The 16,120-nt window shown below is 34.4% G+C and carries 13 protein-coding genes and 2 pseudogenes; 2 read left to right on the top strand and 13 right to left on the bottom strand.

Features of this window, described 5'->3' with window-relative positions; genetic code table 11:
- The first annotated feature begins 402 nt into the window (after window positions 1–402).
- Window positions 403–1,005, top strand: coding sequence for a hypothetical protein (locus tag NLJ82_RS15180; protein ID WP_000554440.1), 603 nt, complete (start codon window positions 403–405; stop codon window positions 1,003–1,005).
- Window positions 1,006–1,268: 263 nt separating this feature from the next.
- Here NLJ82_RS15180 and NLJ82_RS15185 read toward each other — a convergent pair whose 3' ends face one another.
- The 9 genes and pseudogenes from NLJ82_RS15185 to NLJ82_RS15225 all read right to left on the bottom strand — a co-directional run bounded on the left by NLJ82_RS15185 (window position 1,269) and on the right by NLJ82_RS15225 (window position 10,499).
- Window positions 1,269–1,880 (bottom strand): YwbE family protein, encoded by a 612-nt coding sequence (locus NLJ82_RS15185; protein WP_000038569.1) that lies wholly within the window; start codon window positions 1,878–1,880, stop codon window positions 1,269–1,271.
- A 343-nt stretch (window positions 1,881–2,223) separates the two neighbouring features.
- Window positions 2,224–2,622, bottom strand: coding sequence for a DUF1259 domain-containing protein (locus NLJ82_RS15190; RefSeq protein ID WP_002028021.1), 399 nt, complete (start codon window positions 2,620–2,622; stop codon window positions 2,224–2,226).
- 240 nt (window positions 2,623–2,862) lie between these two features.
- Entirely contained in the window at window positions 2,863–3,024 is a 162-nt protein-coding gene (locus NLJ82_RS15195; protein ID WP_000442360.1) for a hypothetical protein, read from the bottom strand.
- Between the two features lie 546 nt (window positions 3,025–3,570).
- Window positions 3,571–4,830, bottom strand: coding sequence for an ATP-grasp domain-containing protein (locus NLJ82_RS15200; RefSeq protein WP_000549728.1), 1,260 nt, complete (start codon window positions 4,828–4,830; stop codon window positions 3,571–3,573).
- A 14-nt stretch (window positions 4,831–4,844) separates the two neighbouring features.
- Window positions 4,845–6,089, bottom strand: coding sequence for an MFS transporter (locus NLJ82_RS15205; RefSeq protein WP_000678759.1), 1,245 nt, complete (start codon window positions 6,087–6,089; stop codon window positions 4,845–4,847).
- Window positions 6,090–6,693: 604 nt separating this feature from the next.
- Window positions 6,694–6,996 (bottom strand): annotated as a pseudogene (locus tag NLJ82_RS15210) (LysE family translocator); the annotation flags it as partial.
- A 109-nt stretch (window positions 6,997–7,105) separates the two neighbouring features.
- Window positions 7,106–7,321: a hypothetical protein gene (locus tag NLJ82_RS15215; protein ID WP_001104100.1), complete on the bottom strand. Its 216-nt coding sequence runs from the start codon at window positions 7,319–7,321 to the stop codon at window positions 7,106–7,108.
- Between the two features lie 371 nt (window positions 7,322–7,692).
- A complete protein-coding gene (locus NLJ82_RS15220) occupies window positions 7,693–9,138 on the bottom strand; it encodes a L,D-transpeptidase family protein (protein WP_001064106.1) in 1,446 nt (481 codons plus the stop codon).
- A gap of 938 nt (window positions 9,139–10,076) precedes the next feature.
- Window positions 10,077–10,499 carry a hypothetical protein gene (locus tag NLJ82_RS15225; RefSeq protein WP_000868334.1) on the bottom strand — a complete coding sequence of 141 codons (423 nt, stop codon included), beginning with the start codon at window positions 10,497–10,499 and terminating at the stop codon, window positions 10,077–10,079.
- 102 nt (window positions 10,500–10,601) lie between these two features.
- Here NLJ82_RS15225 and NLJ82_RS15230 point away from each other — a divergent pair, with 102 nt between their 5' ends.
- Window positions 10,602–10,892, top strand: a complete 291-nt coding sequence (locus NLJ82_RS15230) for a hypothetical protein (RefSeq protein WP_001176308.1) — start codon at window positions 10,602–10,604, stop codon at window positions 10,890–10,892.
- Between the two features lie 169 nt (window positions 10,893–11,061).
- Here NLJ82_RS15230 and cuyA read toward each other — a convergent pair whose 3' ends face one another.
- The 4 genes and pseudogenes from cuyA to NLJ82_RS15250 all read right to left on the bottom strand — a co-directional run bounded on the left by cuyA (window position 11,062) and on the right by NLJ82_RS15250 (window position 16,105).
- A complete protein-coding gene (cuyA, locus tag NLJ82_RS15235; protein ID WP_001046588.1) occupies window positions 11,062–12,057 on the bottom strand; it encodes a D-cysteate sulfo-lyase in 996 nt (331 codons plus the stop codon).
- Between the two features lie 351 nt (window positions 12,058–12,408).
- Window positions 12,409–13,641, bottom strand: coding sequence for a DUF4073 domain-containing protein (locus NLJ82_RS15240; protein WP_000754320.1), 1,233 nt, complete (start codon window positions 13,639–13,641; stop codon window positions 12,409–12,411).
- Window positions 13,642–13,790: 149 nt separating this feature from the next.
- Window positions 13,791–14,903: pseudogene (locus NLJ82_RS15245) on the bottom strand (aminopeptidase).
- A gap of 377 nt (window positions 14,904–15,280) precedes the next feature.
- Window positions 15,281–16,105 carry a CPBP family intramembrane glutamic endopeptidase gene (locus NLJ82_RS15250; protein ID WP_000823426.1) on the bottom strand — a complete coding sequence of 275 codons (825 nt, stop codon included), beginning with the start codon at window positions 16,103–16,105 and terminating at the stop codon, window positions 15,281–15,283.
- Window positions 16,106–16,120 lie beyond the last annotated feature (15 nt).

The following is a 16,120-nucleotide window of genomic DNA, read 5'->3' on the forward strand; positions in this document are numbered from 1 at the left end:
GAGAATTTATTACCCTTGCAGTATTTTGCCAAACTCTTCGAATGGATATTCTCTTTTTAGCAATTCTACTTACCCAACTTAAGATTTTGAATGAATATGTAAATACGTTTGTTAACCGAAATTACATTAGGCTACAATAAACAAAAGAAGCGACTGAAAATACCCTTCTAAAATAAAGTGAAACTTTAATCAGTGGGGGTTTTGTTCACCCCCACTGATTATTAGTTAAACCAATCGGACTTTTGCAGGTAGCCCACAACAAACAGCGGGATAAACCAACAAGTCCACACACCCATTCCTTTAAATACAGGCTTGGAAATCTAGTTATGTAACCATCCATAAAAAGGAATATTACATAGGCTAAGTCTAACATTACATTTTTAAAGTAAGGGGAATAAGCTTATGCACCAATATTGGTATGTGAATTCCAAGGAAAACGAGGAACAATATAATAACCAAAATTCAATGTCATCATTATATTCACAGCCCCAAATAAATAAAGCTGATGAAGTGAGTGGTTTGAAGATTTGTGAGGATTGGAGTTGTCGCTTCTATCCAATTGGTTGGGATTCACCAGCCAATTATACGACTTTCACTCCCGAGCCTCCTCCCTTCTCTTTTGGTCAGCCAATCCATTATGCAGGGATGATGCCCCAAGGACATCCTGCTAATTGGACTCCATTACCAAGCCACGCAGGTTTTAATTATCAAAAACCTCCCATCCCCTGGGCCCAACCATTCAATCATACAGGGATGTTTGCACAAGGACATCTTGCCGCTTTACTATCACCGCCAGCTAAAGCTTTTAAATTCAGTAACAATAACTGGGGTATTTTCGGAAACTCTCCAGGATGGGGAGGACAGGTAAGCCCCATGGGATGGGGCAATAACGGAGGTTACGGTCAGCCAGGAATGCTTGGAAACTTACTTACAGTAGGAAAAGGCACTATGAATGGAATTGGAATGCTTAGTAGTCTAATGGGTATGGGGAAGTTCTTCTTTTAGTGAATTAGAACGAGAGGATAGGTCCATAGCCTAGACTTAAAAACCAGTTCCTTTTCTCCATTGATTTCATCTACTTATACATGCTTCTAATACTCCCTTCAAGTTCGTTTCCTCGTCTTTCAAATTATAAAAACATCTATTTTGTATCTGATAAATCAATAGAGGTGTAGTAGCACCAACAAAATGCAAAACCCGGTTCCTTTACGAAAGAACCGGGTTTTTTAATTTTAATTTATTTGAAAAGTAGTCAAATCTTTTTTTCATTATTTAACACTTTGAACACGGCCAATTTGTCCATCTTGTAATCGAACTTTAATGCCGTATGTATGTGTTTCACTATGTGTTAAAATGTCTTTCACAACGCCACTTACAGTTTTACTATAATCATTATCCAATTGAATAACTACATGTGAACCAACTGAAATTTGTGATCTTGTTGGTTTCCCACCTGTTGCTTGTGTCGGTTTTTCTTGTTTTTGTGTTCTCTCCTGTTGTGTAGATTGCTGTTGCTGAGCTTTCTTCTCTTCTTGCTTGCGTTTTTCTTCAGCGACTCTTTGTTGCTCTTCTTGCTTACGTTTTTCTTCTTCCGCTTTTTGTTGCTCTTCTTGCTTACGTTTTTCTTCTTCTACTTTTTGTTGCTCTTCTTGTTTACGCTTCTCTTCTTCTGCTCTTTGTTGCTCTTCTTGTTTACGCTTCTCTTCTTCTGCTCTTTGTTGCTCTTCTTGTTTATTCTTTTCTTCCTCTGCTACTTTTTTGTCTTCATCCACTTTTTGCTCATCTGGTGCGCCCTTTAATTTTTCTTCATTACCTTTACAAGCACTTAAAGCAATTACACATAAACTCATAAGTGCAAATAATAACAATTTCTTTGACATTTAAAAATCCTCCTATTTATACATTACAAATCAATAACTTTCATAGCATAACAAAAATACAATCCTTTCTTTGTCAAAATTTGTCGTATATATTTATTTTCTACTAAGACACTGACACTGCAATAAAAATGGAGATTATTATATCGATTCGTGCAAAAAATACGCTCGCCTGCTAGTCAAGTATACTTAATTCATGAAAACCTTCATCTATTTAGTGAAACCATTGAAAAAACATTAATAATCCCAAATATTTTAATTAACATAATTTATCACTTACAAACAATAGAAAAGGATCTTTCAATTGAAGATCCTTTTCTATCGCTCATCTAACTAAATAAATGGGTTAATTGCATAACGCTCTTCTAACTTTCCTTGCGAAGCTTAGTGGATCATCAACGTCTTCAATATTAACGTAAATCAAATTTGGTTCATCACATAACCACTCATTGTGTATAGATGAAACGATTATTCCTTGTTTAATAATCGTAGCAACAAATCCAGTGACTTCCTTTTGTAAGAGCGCTACCCGACCTAGACATAATGCCCGTCCAGTTTTTTGATTTCTTGATTCGAATGAGAAAGAACTTGTTACCCTAAAACGTTTCCCTAAGATTGTTGCCTTTATTTCATCCCGGTTTATCGTTGCCACGCATTTTCCACCGGCAAATCCTTCTTGGCCACCGATAATTCTTGCAAACTGTTGACAAATTAATTCATCATTACACGCCATACCTTTCATCATCCCCCCTTTTACTATTAGGTTATGAATGAATACAAAGCTCTGAAACGGTAATGAATCTATTCTATTATAAAAAAAGATGCTGGGAATCTTTTAAAGAGCATAAAAAATACACCCTAAGATGCCACCCTCCGACTTGAGAATCATATCTATGTATGAAAAAAATTTAGAAAAGGCCAATACAAAAGAGAAAGTTCTAACTGTAATGTATAGAGTGCTTACGATATTAAGAATCCCGTTATATTACTTTCTGATTAGTCTCGTTAAAGCCATCCCAATAAATCCAGCACCCATCCCTATTAGCCATCCAGCATGAGTATCACCTAATATAGATCCCACTCCTCCGCCAAGAAACATGCATCCAACGAATACTAATCCTCCAATTCCCCAATTCGACCGTTCCATAGTTCATTCACATCCTTTCAGTAAAATATATGCTATTAGCTACCTTAACTTTCTTGCATAGGATGGTTATTTATTTTGCGTAGTTTTAGTACTTTCAGGGAATTCATAAGATGTAGAGAATGGGACATTTAAATAAATGGCAGAAGGATGATTTGATTATTTATATTACAAGCTATGGAACAAATTCTTCAACTAATCAACTAATAGAAGCCTGGAGATTTTCCACAATCAGTAGCTCGTCGCTATCAAACTAAAATTTCATTTGAGGGAAGAATGTATTTCTTTACATAATAGCAATGGGATTCCTCCAGTATTTCGAACAAAAACCACACTAAGCACATTTTCATACAAAAAAGCCGATTTTTGTCCCACTAAGGATAAACCGGCTCACTGTAATTGACCTTGAAGGACTCGTTATATAAATTCGTCATTTTCATCAAAAAACATAGCTCTAGCTAATACACTTTTATCCGGTTTTTGGTTAATAGACACATGTGATTTAAATTATCCTTTATTATATAGACCAGTCATCTGCCACATTTCTTTTTACATATATTTTTTAAAAGAAGGTTTCCATTCTGATAAATCCTTATAAACAAACGTTATGTTGTTACATATTTCCTCTGCAACTTCGTACATATGTTTTATATCATTAGCCGTAAATAATATAGACCCTTTGCGTTGCGTGCTATCTACAATAGTTGGTATGGTGTCGCCCTCTTTTACTACTAGATCAATTAATACTACCTCGGATATGTTAGTTAATCCTTTATACTTGATTTCTTTTAAGCAACCTGGTTTTGGAATCAAGCTTAAAGACATAGCTTGACATTTTGAAGGTAGACATCTAAATTCATCTATAGTCTCAGTAGCTAGCGTATCATAATAGTATCCAAATTGAGATATGCCAGTTGTTAGTTCCACCATCTTCCAGATGTTGCCACCACCTATTCTAACTTGAGACTCTATAATTATTGGTTTATTGTGTTTGTCTATCTTTATTTCTGTATGAGTAATGCCATTTTCCATTTGCATATCGTCCAAAAATAACATTACTTTCTCCATAATGAATTGTTTTTGAGATTCATCTATAGGTGCCGGCATAATCGTATAGTTTATTATAAATGTATCTTCTTTACATACTTCAGCTGATATAGCAAGTATAGAATGTTTTTTGTTATAAGAAACGGTTTCAACCGTATAAACTATATCACCTGCAATATACTCTTCCACTAAAACAGGTAGTTGAATACCATTTTCTTCAATAAATACCCCTACGTCATCTCCCGAGTTTAGCTTACATACTCCTTTACCCCCTGCCCCAATCGGCGGCTTTATTATAACACTATCTTTTTTATTCAAAAATTCATTAATGTCTTTAGTATTATTACAAACTGTCGAATCTATCGAAAAGTCTTTACCTGCTAGAATTTCACGCATCATGTCTTTATTACGAGTTATCATATTAGCATTGTAAGAGGGTCCTTTAACATTAAAAATCTTTGCAATTATACAAGCCGTATCTAATGCTGTTTCGTTGAAAGATACAACCACATCAAAAGGTTTCTCTTTAAATAATTCTTCAGCATAGTATATAGACAAGGGTATGTTTGTTGTGTCTATTTCTTTTTTATAGAAACATTTTTCTAAGATAACTCCATCAAAATATATGTGTCTAGCGTAAGACCCTATATAGGAAACAGTGTACCCACTGTCTAATGCATCTTGTATAGGTTTTGTCCATCCCCCTATAAATAAAATGTGTGGTTTATTTTCTATGTCAGTTCCTTTTAATACCTTATGCATCATAATCATCCCCTCTAAAATGAACTCGTATATTCAATGTCAGTTCCTTTTGATACGCCTCGTCTTAACAACGCCACTAAACACAATGTTGTTCCGAAACCTCCTATAAATAACGTAGTTTGAAGCCCGAATATAGAAATTAAAAATGCACTAGCAAAACTTCCCAATGCCCAAGCTCCCCAATTAAGCGTGCGCTGTACAGCATTTACTCGGCCAAGCATGTGATTTGGTGAGGCAAGTTGTCGTATAGTTGCGGCGTAAGGGCCAAATACACCTTCTCCCATACCATGTATGATACTTGCGGCTACTATACCGTAAACTGTTCCCATATATCCCATTATCGGTATAAAAGCCAAACCGGTAACTGATACAGTAGCGCTATAAATAAGCATTTTTGTATTATTAATTCGTTGACTCTTTTTCATGAGAACCGTATTACCTATTAAAAACCCTACCGCTGCTGAACCTACAACAAATCCTATTTCAATTTCAGATAGCCCCATTACCTTATAAAGGAATATTACTAAAATGCTATTTAGTATGTATTTAAAAAAACCGTAAACAGCACCACATGTCACAATTGGCTCTAATACAGGGTGTTTTTTGAAATATATCAAACCCTCATATATGTTTTCGTATATGGATTTTAAATTTACGTCTTTTAAAGAACCCTCTGTATGCGGTTTAAACTTTGAAATAAATAATACAAACATAAAACAAACAAAATACGTTACTGCGTCAACAGTAAACGATCCTGTTAATCCGACTAGAGTAATGACGATTCCAGCTAGCATAGGACCAATTACTATAGAAAGAGACTCCGAAAGTGCTAGTTGAGCATTTCCTTTTTTTAAGTTGTCTTTATCTGTTACGATTTCCGGTAAGAAAGAAGGAATGGCAATGTTGTAAAACGTGGTGAATATTCCATTTAAAAACATGATAAACACCAATAAAGGGAACGTTATTATATTTGTTACAGTAAGTATGAATACTGATAAAAACAATATGCCTTGACATATACTACAAATTAGCAAAACATTTTTCCTATGAAAAATGTCTATTAAAGCACCGGCTACTAACCCAAAAATTAGGTAAGGGACGAATATAACCCCACGAAGCATAGCAGCATTTGCTTCACTTGTTTGTAACACCTCTAATGCAAAAAGTGGCAAAGCTACTATTGTAAACTGAGTACCTAACAAACTTATAGACTGTCCTAGCCAAAGCTTGTGAAAATTAAAATGTTTGCTACCTTTCATAATATCCCCCCCGTTAAATCCATCTTTATAAATTATCAAGTTTACGATATAAGTCAGAGTAGGCAAAAACTATCTTTCAACTAATGTCTGTACCACATAAAAATTCGAAACCTGCTATACAAGCGAGTTTAGTTTCAAAATGAAAACTTGATGTTTAAAAATTACCTGGCTAATGAAAAGCTCACCTTCCCAAAGATACTTCCGCATTCATTTATAAATCAATTGATATACGGATTGAATTTGCTTGTAAGAATCAGTTTATTAATTAGTTTGTTTCGAATTCATTTTCCGATTGTATGTCACTTTGAATCACCTCCAGCATCAGTATAACCTTGCAGGCACGCTGTTGTACGCATTTTGGAATGTAATAGCAAGATAACGAAGCTACGATGACGAACTGAATGGATTTAACCTTGTTATTGGAGGACACATATATACATGACAATTGATTAAAATACATCAAGCCCTATGGGATAAATTTTTAGATAAACCAAAATAACATGCAAAAAGCCCCTTCAAAATTTGAAGTGGCTTTTTAATATATAGAAATTAGCTTAAAGCAAAGATAACAACTCTTGAAGAGGGCATTTTTTATTATTCATGTTTATTGAGGAGCCTTTGTTTGAAGCAACTTTAACCCCATCCCAATAAAAATCAGTCCTGTTACTTTGTTTAGAATCATTCCTACCTTTTGATTTCCTCTTAATTTTTTGGTGACATAGGAAGAGAAATAAGCAACAAATAAACACCACAATAGTCCAGTTACTGTAAAAGTAATTCCTAAAATGATAAAAGGTATAGAACCTGAAGCCTTTGTGTCTATAAACTGCGGCAGAAACGCAATAAAGAATAAAGAGACTTTTGGATTCGTAAGACTTGTTAAGATTCCTTGTAAATATATCTTTCTTTTGATTTACAACCGATAAAACTGATGGGGTGTACCATTCGTATCACGGAGCCAAAACTCACTATTGAATAAATAAAACCCCAGAAATCCAAAGGTCTCTGGGGCTTCCTTATATATTTAGCTCTTTTTGCTTTTTGTTTTGTTTATGTCTATACAGTAATTTTCGACTTATGAGAGAAATCAGTAATAAGATCAATATTAGTACGAAAAGTTGCATAAATGACAAATCAAAATATTTAGCACCTGTAACGATTAAAAGTGTAGAAATTGTGCCTTTTACAACGAAAAAAATAATAACCCATAATCCGCCTTTTTTCCAGTTCATTTTATATTATCCTTTCCTACGTTTAAGTTCTTAAAAGATTTAGTAATAGTTCTTGAATGTGATACCTTAATAGAAATCTATTATATGAATATAAGAAATAGACTTTTTCATAAAATTCATGTCCAATTACATACGACGATTCCATCATAAATGAAAATGATATTCAGTGTCAATTTTATTGACTATTTGAAAACCTGTTTCTTCATCTTAATCTCTTTCTACTTTGTTTCTTATACGCAATAAACTCTTGTATTCAAACAAAAACACCTCCATTGCATTTGCACACTTTGTATGCGAATGCAAGAGGTGTTTTTTCATGTACCATCAGGTGCTTTATTTATTCGTTTAAGTTCTTAATACGTAGCTATTTTCTAGTACACGATAACTGGATCATACGTATTCAAACTATCATACACAGTTTTTGCAACATTAGGAAGAAGGTTCACACAACCGCCTGATCCTCCTGTTAAATAAGCATTACTTCCCCAGTCTTTTCGCCAGCCGGCATCGTGGAATCCTTGACCGCTATTTGTGAATGGAACCCAGTAATCTACTTTCACTGCATAATCAGCTTTCCCTACTGCGCTGCCTCTTAGCGTATATGGTGTACGTTTGTATAGAACATACCACACACCTGGTGATGTATCTTCACCCGTGCTATGTTTACCCGTTACTACATTTGTTGTAACGACTAGTTTGCCATCTTTATAAATCCAAATTTGTTGGTCTGCAATGGATACTTCTGCATATGTGTCTCCTATGCCATTATTCGATGTTGTTTTATAACCGATCCCTTCTTTCTCCCAACCATTCCCGTGAATGTTAGAAGCAGAAAGTGATTTTTCGCCTTTTTCAAAGGCTTGCCCAACTTGTTTTGTCTCTTTTTCCACATCTAGTGCCCAGCCATATCCTTGTCCTTTTACTGATATAACCGAACCAGAATGTGTTTTAAAAGCGAAGTCTTTATGTAATGTAGATTTAGCCTTATTAATTTCAGCAACCTTATTCTTAATTTCGCTCGCATCGATTGTCACTTTCATATCCTTTGACATAGTGGCATTTTGAATTAAATCTTTCGCTTTTAATGAATACACTTCATCCTGCACTTTATAATCAACAGACTGCGTAAGAAGATTCTGTAATGCTTTCTCTTCTTTTTTAATAATTGGATCGTCTTCTTTAATAGGTTGTATGTATGCAGACTTTAGATGAATTTCGCTTTTATGCTTCTGTTTATCGTAATCTTTTAGTAAACTCGCAACGTCATATTGTTTTCCATCAACGCTCTTCGAAATAACAATTTTTCCTTGTTCAAGCTTTGCCATAGCATCTTGAGGTGCCTTTAATTTTTCATTTATAGACACGAGCTTTTCTTCTACAAGTTTTTTCATCGTTTCACTACGATACTGCTCTGCCTTTTTTGGTAGCAATGAATAATCTTTTTCCTTTGAAGAAGGGAAAAATGTCCACTGGCTTTTTAATAGTTTCTTAACTTGCGGCAAATCTTTTTCCGTCAGTTCCGTTTTTGTCTCTTTTTCATCTAAAATTTGTTGTTGATCAATATAAACTTTGTTTGCTAGTCCAGATGTTTTTAATTTCTGTATTGCCTCATCAGCGCTCATACCACCGACTTTTGTATCATTAATCGTAACATTAGAATTGAAGTGAGTTGCCTGATAATAACTCATTCCCCCAAGGAGAAGTGCAAGTACACCGCCACCTGCTGCGATAAGCTTCCAATTTGTAAAACGTTTTTTGGATCTTACCCGTTTTTTCTCAACTTCTTCAACAGATTCATTTACTGTATTGTTGTTCATCAATCTTTCCCCCGTATACATTAACGTCAATTGATTTTAAACCAAAACCATTGAATAGTGTACCTTATTTTTCCTTAAATTTCATTGTTTTTAACTAGGTTTTATCTCATTTAATCGTTAAAAGTTAGATTTTTTATAGAAAGATATATAAATATGGTAGATAAAGTGAAAAAGGAACCACATCAATCGAGCTATTATGGGCCCTAGCATTCCTTGAATTTTGAAGAGTGGTACTCTCCATGAACTTTAACTTAGTGAAATAAATGTTAGAAGGTTCAAGTTAGAGAACAGCACCTTAGAATGTCTTCTACTTATGAAAAATATCCATAAAAAAGGGACTACATGTAGACTCTTTTTTGTGAACATTTTAATATCGTATTTTTATAAACATAGCATTCCCCTATGCTTTTCGCTTTTCACTAAGGTTCACAACATCTACTATCAGGCTAACTCATTTCACCTTATGGCCTTTTATCATCAATAATTTAAAAATTATTTAAACTATTATATATGTTTGTACCACGCTTTATTGATACGTTCAACCTTTACAGGTGTTGAAGTTTTTGACTCATTCTTTGTTATAACCCTATTATTAGAACATCCTGCAATAGTAAGGCAGCATGTAACCAATAAAACCAATAATATAAATTTATTCAAATAGCCACTCCTATATAAGTAAAATATTATATTGAGAAAATTAAACATACCATCGAATCTTTGTAAAAACAATATATTTACTAGTTTTATTTTCATTAGCGGATTAATGGACGCTTTAAGATGCTTTTTTTGCATTTATAAGGGTAAAACTTCACGTTCATCAAGTCAAGGTTCGATTTCTGTTTAATTCGCTCTCAGAGTTTATTCCCATATAAAAGATGGCTATTTTTCTTGAAAACTAAGTATCTTCCAAAACAAAAACTGGTAGACTCCATATACATTTATTCAACTAACTTCTCCCCTGTAACAATCTGAAACAAAGTGGCTGCATTTTTCCCTTCTAATTGAACGTACTGGCTATTCCCCGCTATGATTTCTATTTTATCCTTATTAGGAATTACCCAAATTTGATACAACACAGCTTTCGCCTCTATTTTCGGATTTTTAAATTGAAAAATAAAATGATAATCAGCTGGACGAGACATTTGCACTTTTTTATTTTCAAAAGTAGTATCCTTTAATATTTTCTTTACTTGCATCACTTCATTATTATCTGTCACTACCTTAAAATCTTCATATTCATTATCACCAATATCTTTTTGCACTTCAATTCTTTGCTCTTCATTTTCTAGTCCAGTTGAACAGCCGGTTATTATGAATATACAGATACTGATCATAACTAGAGGCCAATTTCTAACTTTCATATTAATACCCTCTTTTCAATACAAAATATTTTAATTTGTAAAATAAAGGTAATTAATTTAGACTTAAAAATATAAATAATAAAGAGAAAGGAGTATCGTTCCATGCAGTTAAAAACATACACTTGGAAAAGCTATACGTTTCTCTTTGCAAGTATATTCGTTACTATTAATCTCTTTCTTTTCACACCTATTTTAGACAGGGTTGGAGTAGAATATGTTGTGCCTTTCGCTTACTTCATATTAGCTTCCGCTGTTATAGCAATCCTATTAGCGGTAATATCTTTTTGTAGTCGAAATGAAAGGAAAATTTTAGCGATTATCGGTTTATGTTTTACTCTATTTAATACAGCAATTATTTTATTCTTCCTTTGGTTCGGTTACCATTTCACTTAAGTGAAATATAAATAAACTCCATAAGCTACAAATAAAATTAATAAAATAAAAATACCGAGTATCGTGTATATCATCCATTTTAAGTTTGAACTCATATACTCCCCCTTCTGGCCTCCTAATAATTCCAGTATATAACAAAAAGCATTGGATACCCAATGCTTTTTCATACTTACGCGAATAAAGATGTATTCGCATATAAAGCTGGTGAACCACCTGAATGTACGAATAAAATGTTGTCCTCTTTATTAAATGTACCTTTTCTAATTAAGTCGATTAATCCCGCTACTGCTTTACCTGTGTATACTGGATCCAGTAAAATACCTTCAGTTTTTGCTAACAGCTGCACTGCTTCCACCATTTCTGGCGTTGGTAACGCGTAACCTGGTCCTACATATTCATCAAAGCATGTAACAGCTTCGCGCGGGATAAAGTTTGGAATACCAACGTGAGCTGAAGTTTCATCTACAAGTTTTGCTACTTTCTCTTCTTGCTCTGCTTTTCCTCTACTTACGTTAATTCCGATTACTGGGATGTTACTTTGTGTTCCAGCAAAACCTGTAATTAAACCAGCGTGCATGCCGCCGCTACCGCTTACGCAAATGACTGAACTGAAATCAATTCCTTGGTCAAATGATTGCGCCATAATTTCTTGCGCACAAGCAACGTATCCCATTGCGCCAGTAGGATTTGATCCACCAACTGGAATGACATATGGTGTGTTCCCTTTTTCACTTACTTCTTTCGCAACCTTATGCATCTCTTCCATAAGATCTGCTCCGTTTTGTACAACAATGACATTTTCAGCACCTAGTAAATGATATAAGAAATAGTTTCCATTAAAGTCTGGCTTCTCTTCTGGCTCAAGCCCTTCTTCTAATACAAGTATACATTTCATTTTCTCTTTCACCGCAGCTGCCAGTGTCAGACGGCAATGATTGGACTGAATACCACCAGCTGTAATTAACGTATCTGCACCCTTTGCCTGTGCATCCGCAACTAGAAACTCTAACTTTCTCGTCTTATTACCACCAGCTGTTAAACCAAGTAAATCATCTCGTTTAAAATAAATAGTCGGTCCACCAAGTGCTTCAGAAAAATTGTTTAATTTTTCAATTGGTGTATATGACTCTGTATATTTTTTTCTCGGGAATTTAGCTAAATTCATGAATAACGCTCCTTTGTACTTCTTTCACAATGTATGTAACGATACTATTATTACATGTAAAAATGATGAAGTCATCTTTCTGGGGTAAAAATGTGTTGGAATTCGGTTTTGGCGAATGGAATTGTATTAAAGGTTTTATCTTCAATACGGTACATGAAATTATAACAATGATTTTAACCATATTACGGTGCATGAAATTTATATCGACGATTTTTAAAATATATCGTTCATAACTTGAAATATATCAACGATTTTTTCAATATATCGACGATTCGACATGAGATATCGACTTATCGACAAAAACTGACAACGAAAAAGAACCCACTCGATAAAAAGTAGGCCCTCTTCCAATCATTTATTTGCAGAAAAACGAAGTAGCTGTGTTAATCCTGGTCCTAAATTCATTTCGCCTTTATGGCGTACGTATACGATTTTGTCCCCGTCAAATTTGGGTGGGTTTCCTGGATTATAAGTATGCCACTCGTCCGTTCCTTCTATAGAGTACTCCATGTATTCTGTTGCACCGACGATTACGTTTTTACTATCATCTGCCGTTACATTTGGTGCCATTTGTGCAATTTTCGAATCACTAATTAATAATTTCTTTATTTCCTTATCACGTTTGTAATCGTAAGCTGTCACCATTACATCGCTACCATATGCTTTCACTTGCAACCCTTGTTTAAATGAATAACCATCAGGAGCAGTCTTCTCTCCTCCATTTGGTCCAGCCGACATCCAGCCCGTTTCAATACCACCTGTATTTACAACTGTAAATCCTTTTTTATCTCCGCCTGCAATTTTCTTTTTACCAGCCCAGTCTGGCAAGTTTAAATCCCAGTGCGTGTGACTCGTAAAGAAAACGACCTGCGGATAGTCTTTTAATATATCGTACAATTTATCAACGTTTAAATAGTCTTGTAAATATGGTGATTGTCTTGATCCAGACACCGTATCAGGTAAAACGTGATGAGAAAAAATGAAAATCGGCTTGTTTTTATCTTTTTGGCTGTACTCTTCTAAATTTTGTTTTAACCAACCTAATTGTTCATCACTCATATATACTTCATCCCACATTTTTGAATCGTGGTATTTCATATATTTTTCCGTTCCTAAAAATAGAAGCGGATAACCGTCTAATTCTTTTTTATGATATACCTTTTCTTGTCCGCTAAATTTCAGATAGCGGTTAAATAAAGTTTCCTCAGTTACACCATTTGGCCATGTACTTTGAGATAACTTCCCATCAGCTGTCCATTTACCAGCATAAAACTCATGATTCCCAATAGCCGACCATACATTCTCGGGATGCTTATTTTTGTTTAACACACGCTTCACATCATCATATTGTGACTGTTGTCCAGTTGGCGTTATATCCCCATTCATAATAAGCGCTCTAGAAAGTGGCGTCACTTTGTTCATATCTTTTAACACGTGATCAAAGTCTCCTAAATCCCCTTGAATATCACTAATAACATTAAAAGTTGTAGCTGATTTTCGAACTTGCTCTTTCCCTTCCGCGTGTGCTGAAAATGTCGGTAATAATGCCGTCATAACCACTAACGAAGCAACTGTCTTTTTCATACAAATTCTCCCCCTAATAATAGAATGTACAAACTGACATGTTCTGCTTTCTCTTAGGTGCTTGTCCAATTCACATTATAGGGATGCATTGTAAAGATAGATGGAGTTAAAAGTTAAGTGTTTTTTAAGAGGATTTGTTGGTTTTCAGTTTATCTCTTTAACTTTTCTTCATTTAATCCAAATAACTCTGGCAAAACAAAATCCCCATCTTTCCTAATCAATACATCATCAAACCAAATTTCACCCCCGCCATACTCTGGTCTTTGAATGTTTACTAAGTCCCAATGTATCGCTGAATTATTTCCGTTATCTGCACCTTGCAATGAATCTCCAATCGCTAGATGAAAACTACCATTTATTTTTTCATCAAATAACGTATTATTCATCGGATGTAGTATGTAGGGGTTAAAAGCTAGCGCGAACTCTCCAATATATCTTGCTCCCTCATCCGTATCAAGAATTCGGTTCATTCGCTCTGTATCATTTGCATATGCCTCTATTATTTTCCCCTGTTTAACATGTAACTTTATATTTTGAAACGCATAACCTTGTTGAACGGAAACTGTATTAAATGTTATTACTCCATTTACAGAATCTTTGACAGGTGCTGTATATATTTCGCCATCCGGGATATTATCCGTACCATCCCCCTTTAAAACGCCTATTTCTTCAATGGAAAACTCCAAATCCGTTCCTTCTCCAATAATCCTCACTCGTTTTGTCTTTTCCATTAATTCTTTTAATGGCTCCATTGCTTTCGACATGTTGTTATAATCTAGCGTACATACATCATAGTAGAATTTTTCATAAGCCTCCGTGCTCATATTTGCTTCTTGTGCAGAAGCCGCATTCGGAATACGAGTTGTCACCCATCTCGTTTTATACACTGCTTCACCATGAGCTTTTCCAAATATTGTTTGATATAACTTCATTTTTTCTGCCGGTACATCCGCTAATTCATATGCATTTCTAGGACTACGAAGATTAATATACACTTGCATCTTACTTAATCGGTAACATTCCCAATCTGCTAATAACTTAAATTGTTCTTCAGATCCTGACAAAATTAATTACCTCGTAACAGACACGTCGCGCATTGATACATGCGCATATCCACTTGCTTTTTCCACTGACTTAATAATTTCACGAACGACTGCGGGGGCTATCTCTGTAACACTTTGGATCAACACTTGATCACCAGGTCGCACTTTCGTAGAATGGTTGACTAATACATCTGCTAATTTCAATAACCTTTGCTTCACTACACCCCTCACCCTTTCAAAAAAATAATAAAAAAAGAACTACTCTTTTAAATATTTCTTTCTTTCATCCAAACGATAGATAGAAAATAAATCATTAAAAATAGAATATATCAATTCCATAACTAGGGTATTACAGCAACACTCAAATAAAGAGTTCCTGGTAACATCCATATGAAGCAAACGATCATAAAAGTCTTTTTCCTTGCAACAGCCGCAATTACTGCTAGAAAAGATGGAAGTAGGAATATAAAAAATACAGTGATATATACTTCCTTGTCGAGCATTTGATTGCTGTAAGGATTGAAATAAAAATGCTTATAGCTGCTACTACCCCTATATAACTTTTCATAATTCCCCACCTTCCAATAGCAGTGTACTTAATACTTTTCATTCTTACTATTTATATCTCCCGTTCCATACAGAACTCTCTTTGGATTTATAACAATCATTAAAACTGCTACTACTAAATAAAACATCGCGTTATACATAATTAAATCGATTAAATTTCCGTTTAAGATACCAATAAAGAAATTAAAAAATTGATGGATAATGATTGGAATAATTAAATTCTGATTTAAGTTGTAAAATGCAGTCATGACGATTTTTATACATATGATAGAGATCATAAAAAACAGAATATATTTCATTAGGTCCATGCCAAAAAATCCTGTAGTAAACCAAATAGGTAGATGCCACATCCCCCACCAAAATCCAATGATTATTGAAGCTTTTAATGGTGAATACTTCTTTTGAAGCTCAATTTGTGCAAAACCTCTCCATCCTAGTTCTTCTCCCAATGGCCCCGCAAGAAAGTTTTTAACAAAGAAATAGATTAGCATTCCCCATGAAGAGACAGTAAAGATAGAGTCTACTTCACTATTTTTAGACACGACAAATAAAATCATTAAAAATATGAAAGTTTGAATCGCACTCACAATAAGAAGGACAGAAACTTTAAGTTTGTTCTTGAACTTGTCTTTTACAAATTGTATAAAACTCTGTCCTGGATAGATTTTTTTAAATAGTATGGCAAAAGCAAAAGTTGAAGACCAAGACGATATACAAAACATTACATCAAAAACCCATGCTGGAAATCCTAGCATACTTATAGCTCCTACAAGCAAAAAAAGTGGCAGAAAAATGATATTGGTTAGTACAATAAAACTCGCTACTGGTTTTTTAAGTTTCTTTTTCCTTTTCATGCGTAATCCCCATTT

Origin of the sequence: Bacillus paranthracis, from assembly GCF_024296885.1 — a bacterium.
Classification (GTDB): domain Bacteria; phylum Bacillota; class Bacilli; order Bacillales; family Bacillaceae_G; genus Bacillus_A; species Bacillus_A paranthracis.

What these genes read in the sequence shown, in the direction of transcription:
- NLJ82_RS15180 (WP_000554440.1), top strand. Translation starts at nt 403, where the DNA reads ATGCACCAATATTGGTATGTGAATTCCAAGGAAAACGAGGAACAATAT.
- NLJ82_RS15185 (WP_000038569.1), bottom strand. Translation starts at nt 1,880, where the DNA reads ATGTCAAAGAAATTGTTATTATTTGCACTTATGAGTTTATGTGTAATT.
- NLJ82_RS15190 (WP_002028021.1), bottom strand. Translation starts at nt 2,622, where the DNA reads ATGATGAAAGGTATGGCGTGTAATGATGAATTAATTTGTCAACAGTTT.
- NLJ82_RS15195 (WP_000442360.1), bottom strand. Translation starts at nt 3,024, where the DNA reads ATGGAACGGTCGAATTGGGGAATTGGAGGATTAGTATTCGTTGGATGC.
- NLJ82_RS15200 (WP_000549728.1), bottom strand. Translation starts at nt 4,830, where the DNA reads ATGCATAAGGTATTAAAAGGAACTGACATAGAAAATAAACCACACATT.
- NLJ82_RS15205 (WP_000678759.1), bottom strand. Translation starts at nt 6,089, where the DNA reads ATGAAAGGTAGCAAACATTTTAATTTTCACAAGCTTTGGCTAGGACAG.
- NLJ82_RS15215 (WP_001104100.1), bottom strand. Translation starts at nt 7,321, where the DNA reads ATGAACTGGAAAAAAGGCGGATTATGGGTTATTATTTTTTTCGTTGTA.
- NLJ82_RS15220 (WP_001064106.1), bottom strand. Translation starts at nt 9,138, where the DNA reads ATGAACAACAATACAGTAAATGAATCTGTTGAAGAAGTTGAGAAAAAA.
- NLJ82_RS15225 (WP_000868334.1), bottom strand. Translation starts at nt 10,499, where the DNA reads ATGAAAGTTAGAAATTGGCCTCTAGTTATGATCAGTATCTGTATATTC.
- NLJ82_RS15230 (WP_001176308.1), top strand. Translation starts at nt 10,602, where the DNA reads ATGCAGTTAAAAACATACACTTGGAAAAGCTATACGTTTCTCTTTGCA.
- cuyA (WP_001046588.1), bottom strand. Translation starts at nt 12,057, where the DNA reads ATGAATTTAGCTAAATTCCCGAGAAAAAAATATACAGAGTCATATACA.
- NLJ82_RS15240 (WP_000754320.1), bottom strand. Translation starts at nt 13,641, where the DNA reads ATGAAAAAGACAGTTGCTTCGTTAGTGGTTATGACGGCATTATTACCG.
- NLJ82_RS15250 (WP_000823426.1), bottom strand. Translation starts at nt 16,105, where the DNA reads ATGAAAAGGAAAAAGAAACTTAAAAAACCAGTAGCGAGTTTTATTGTA.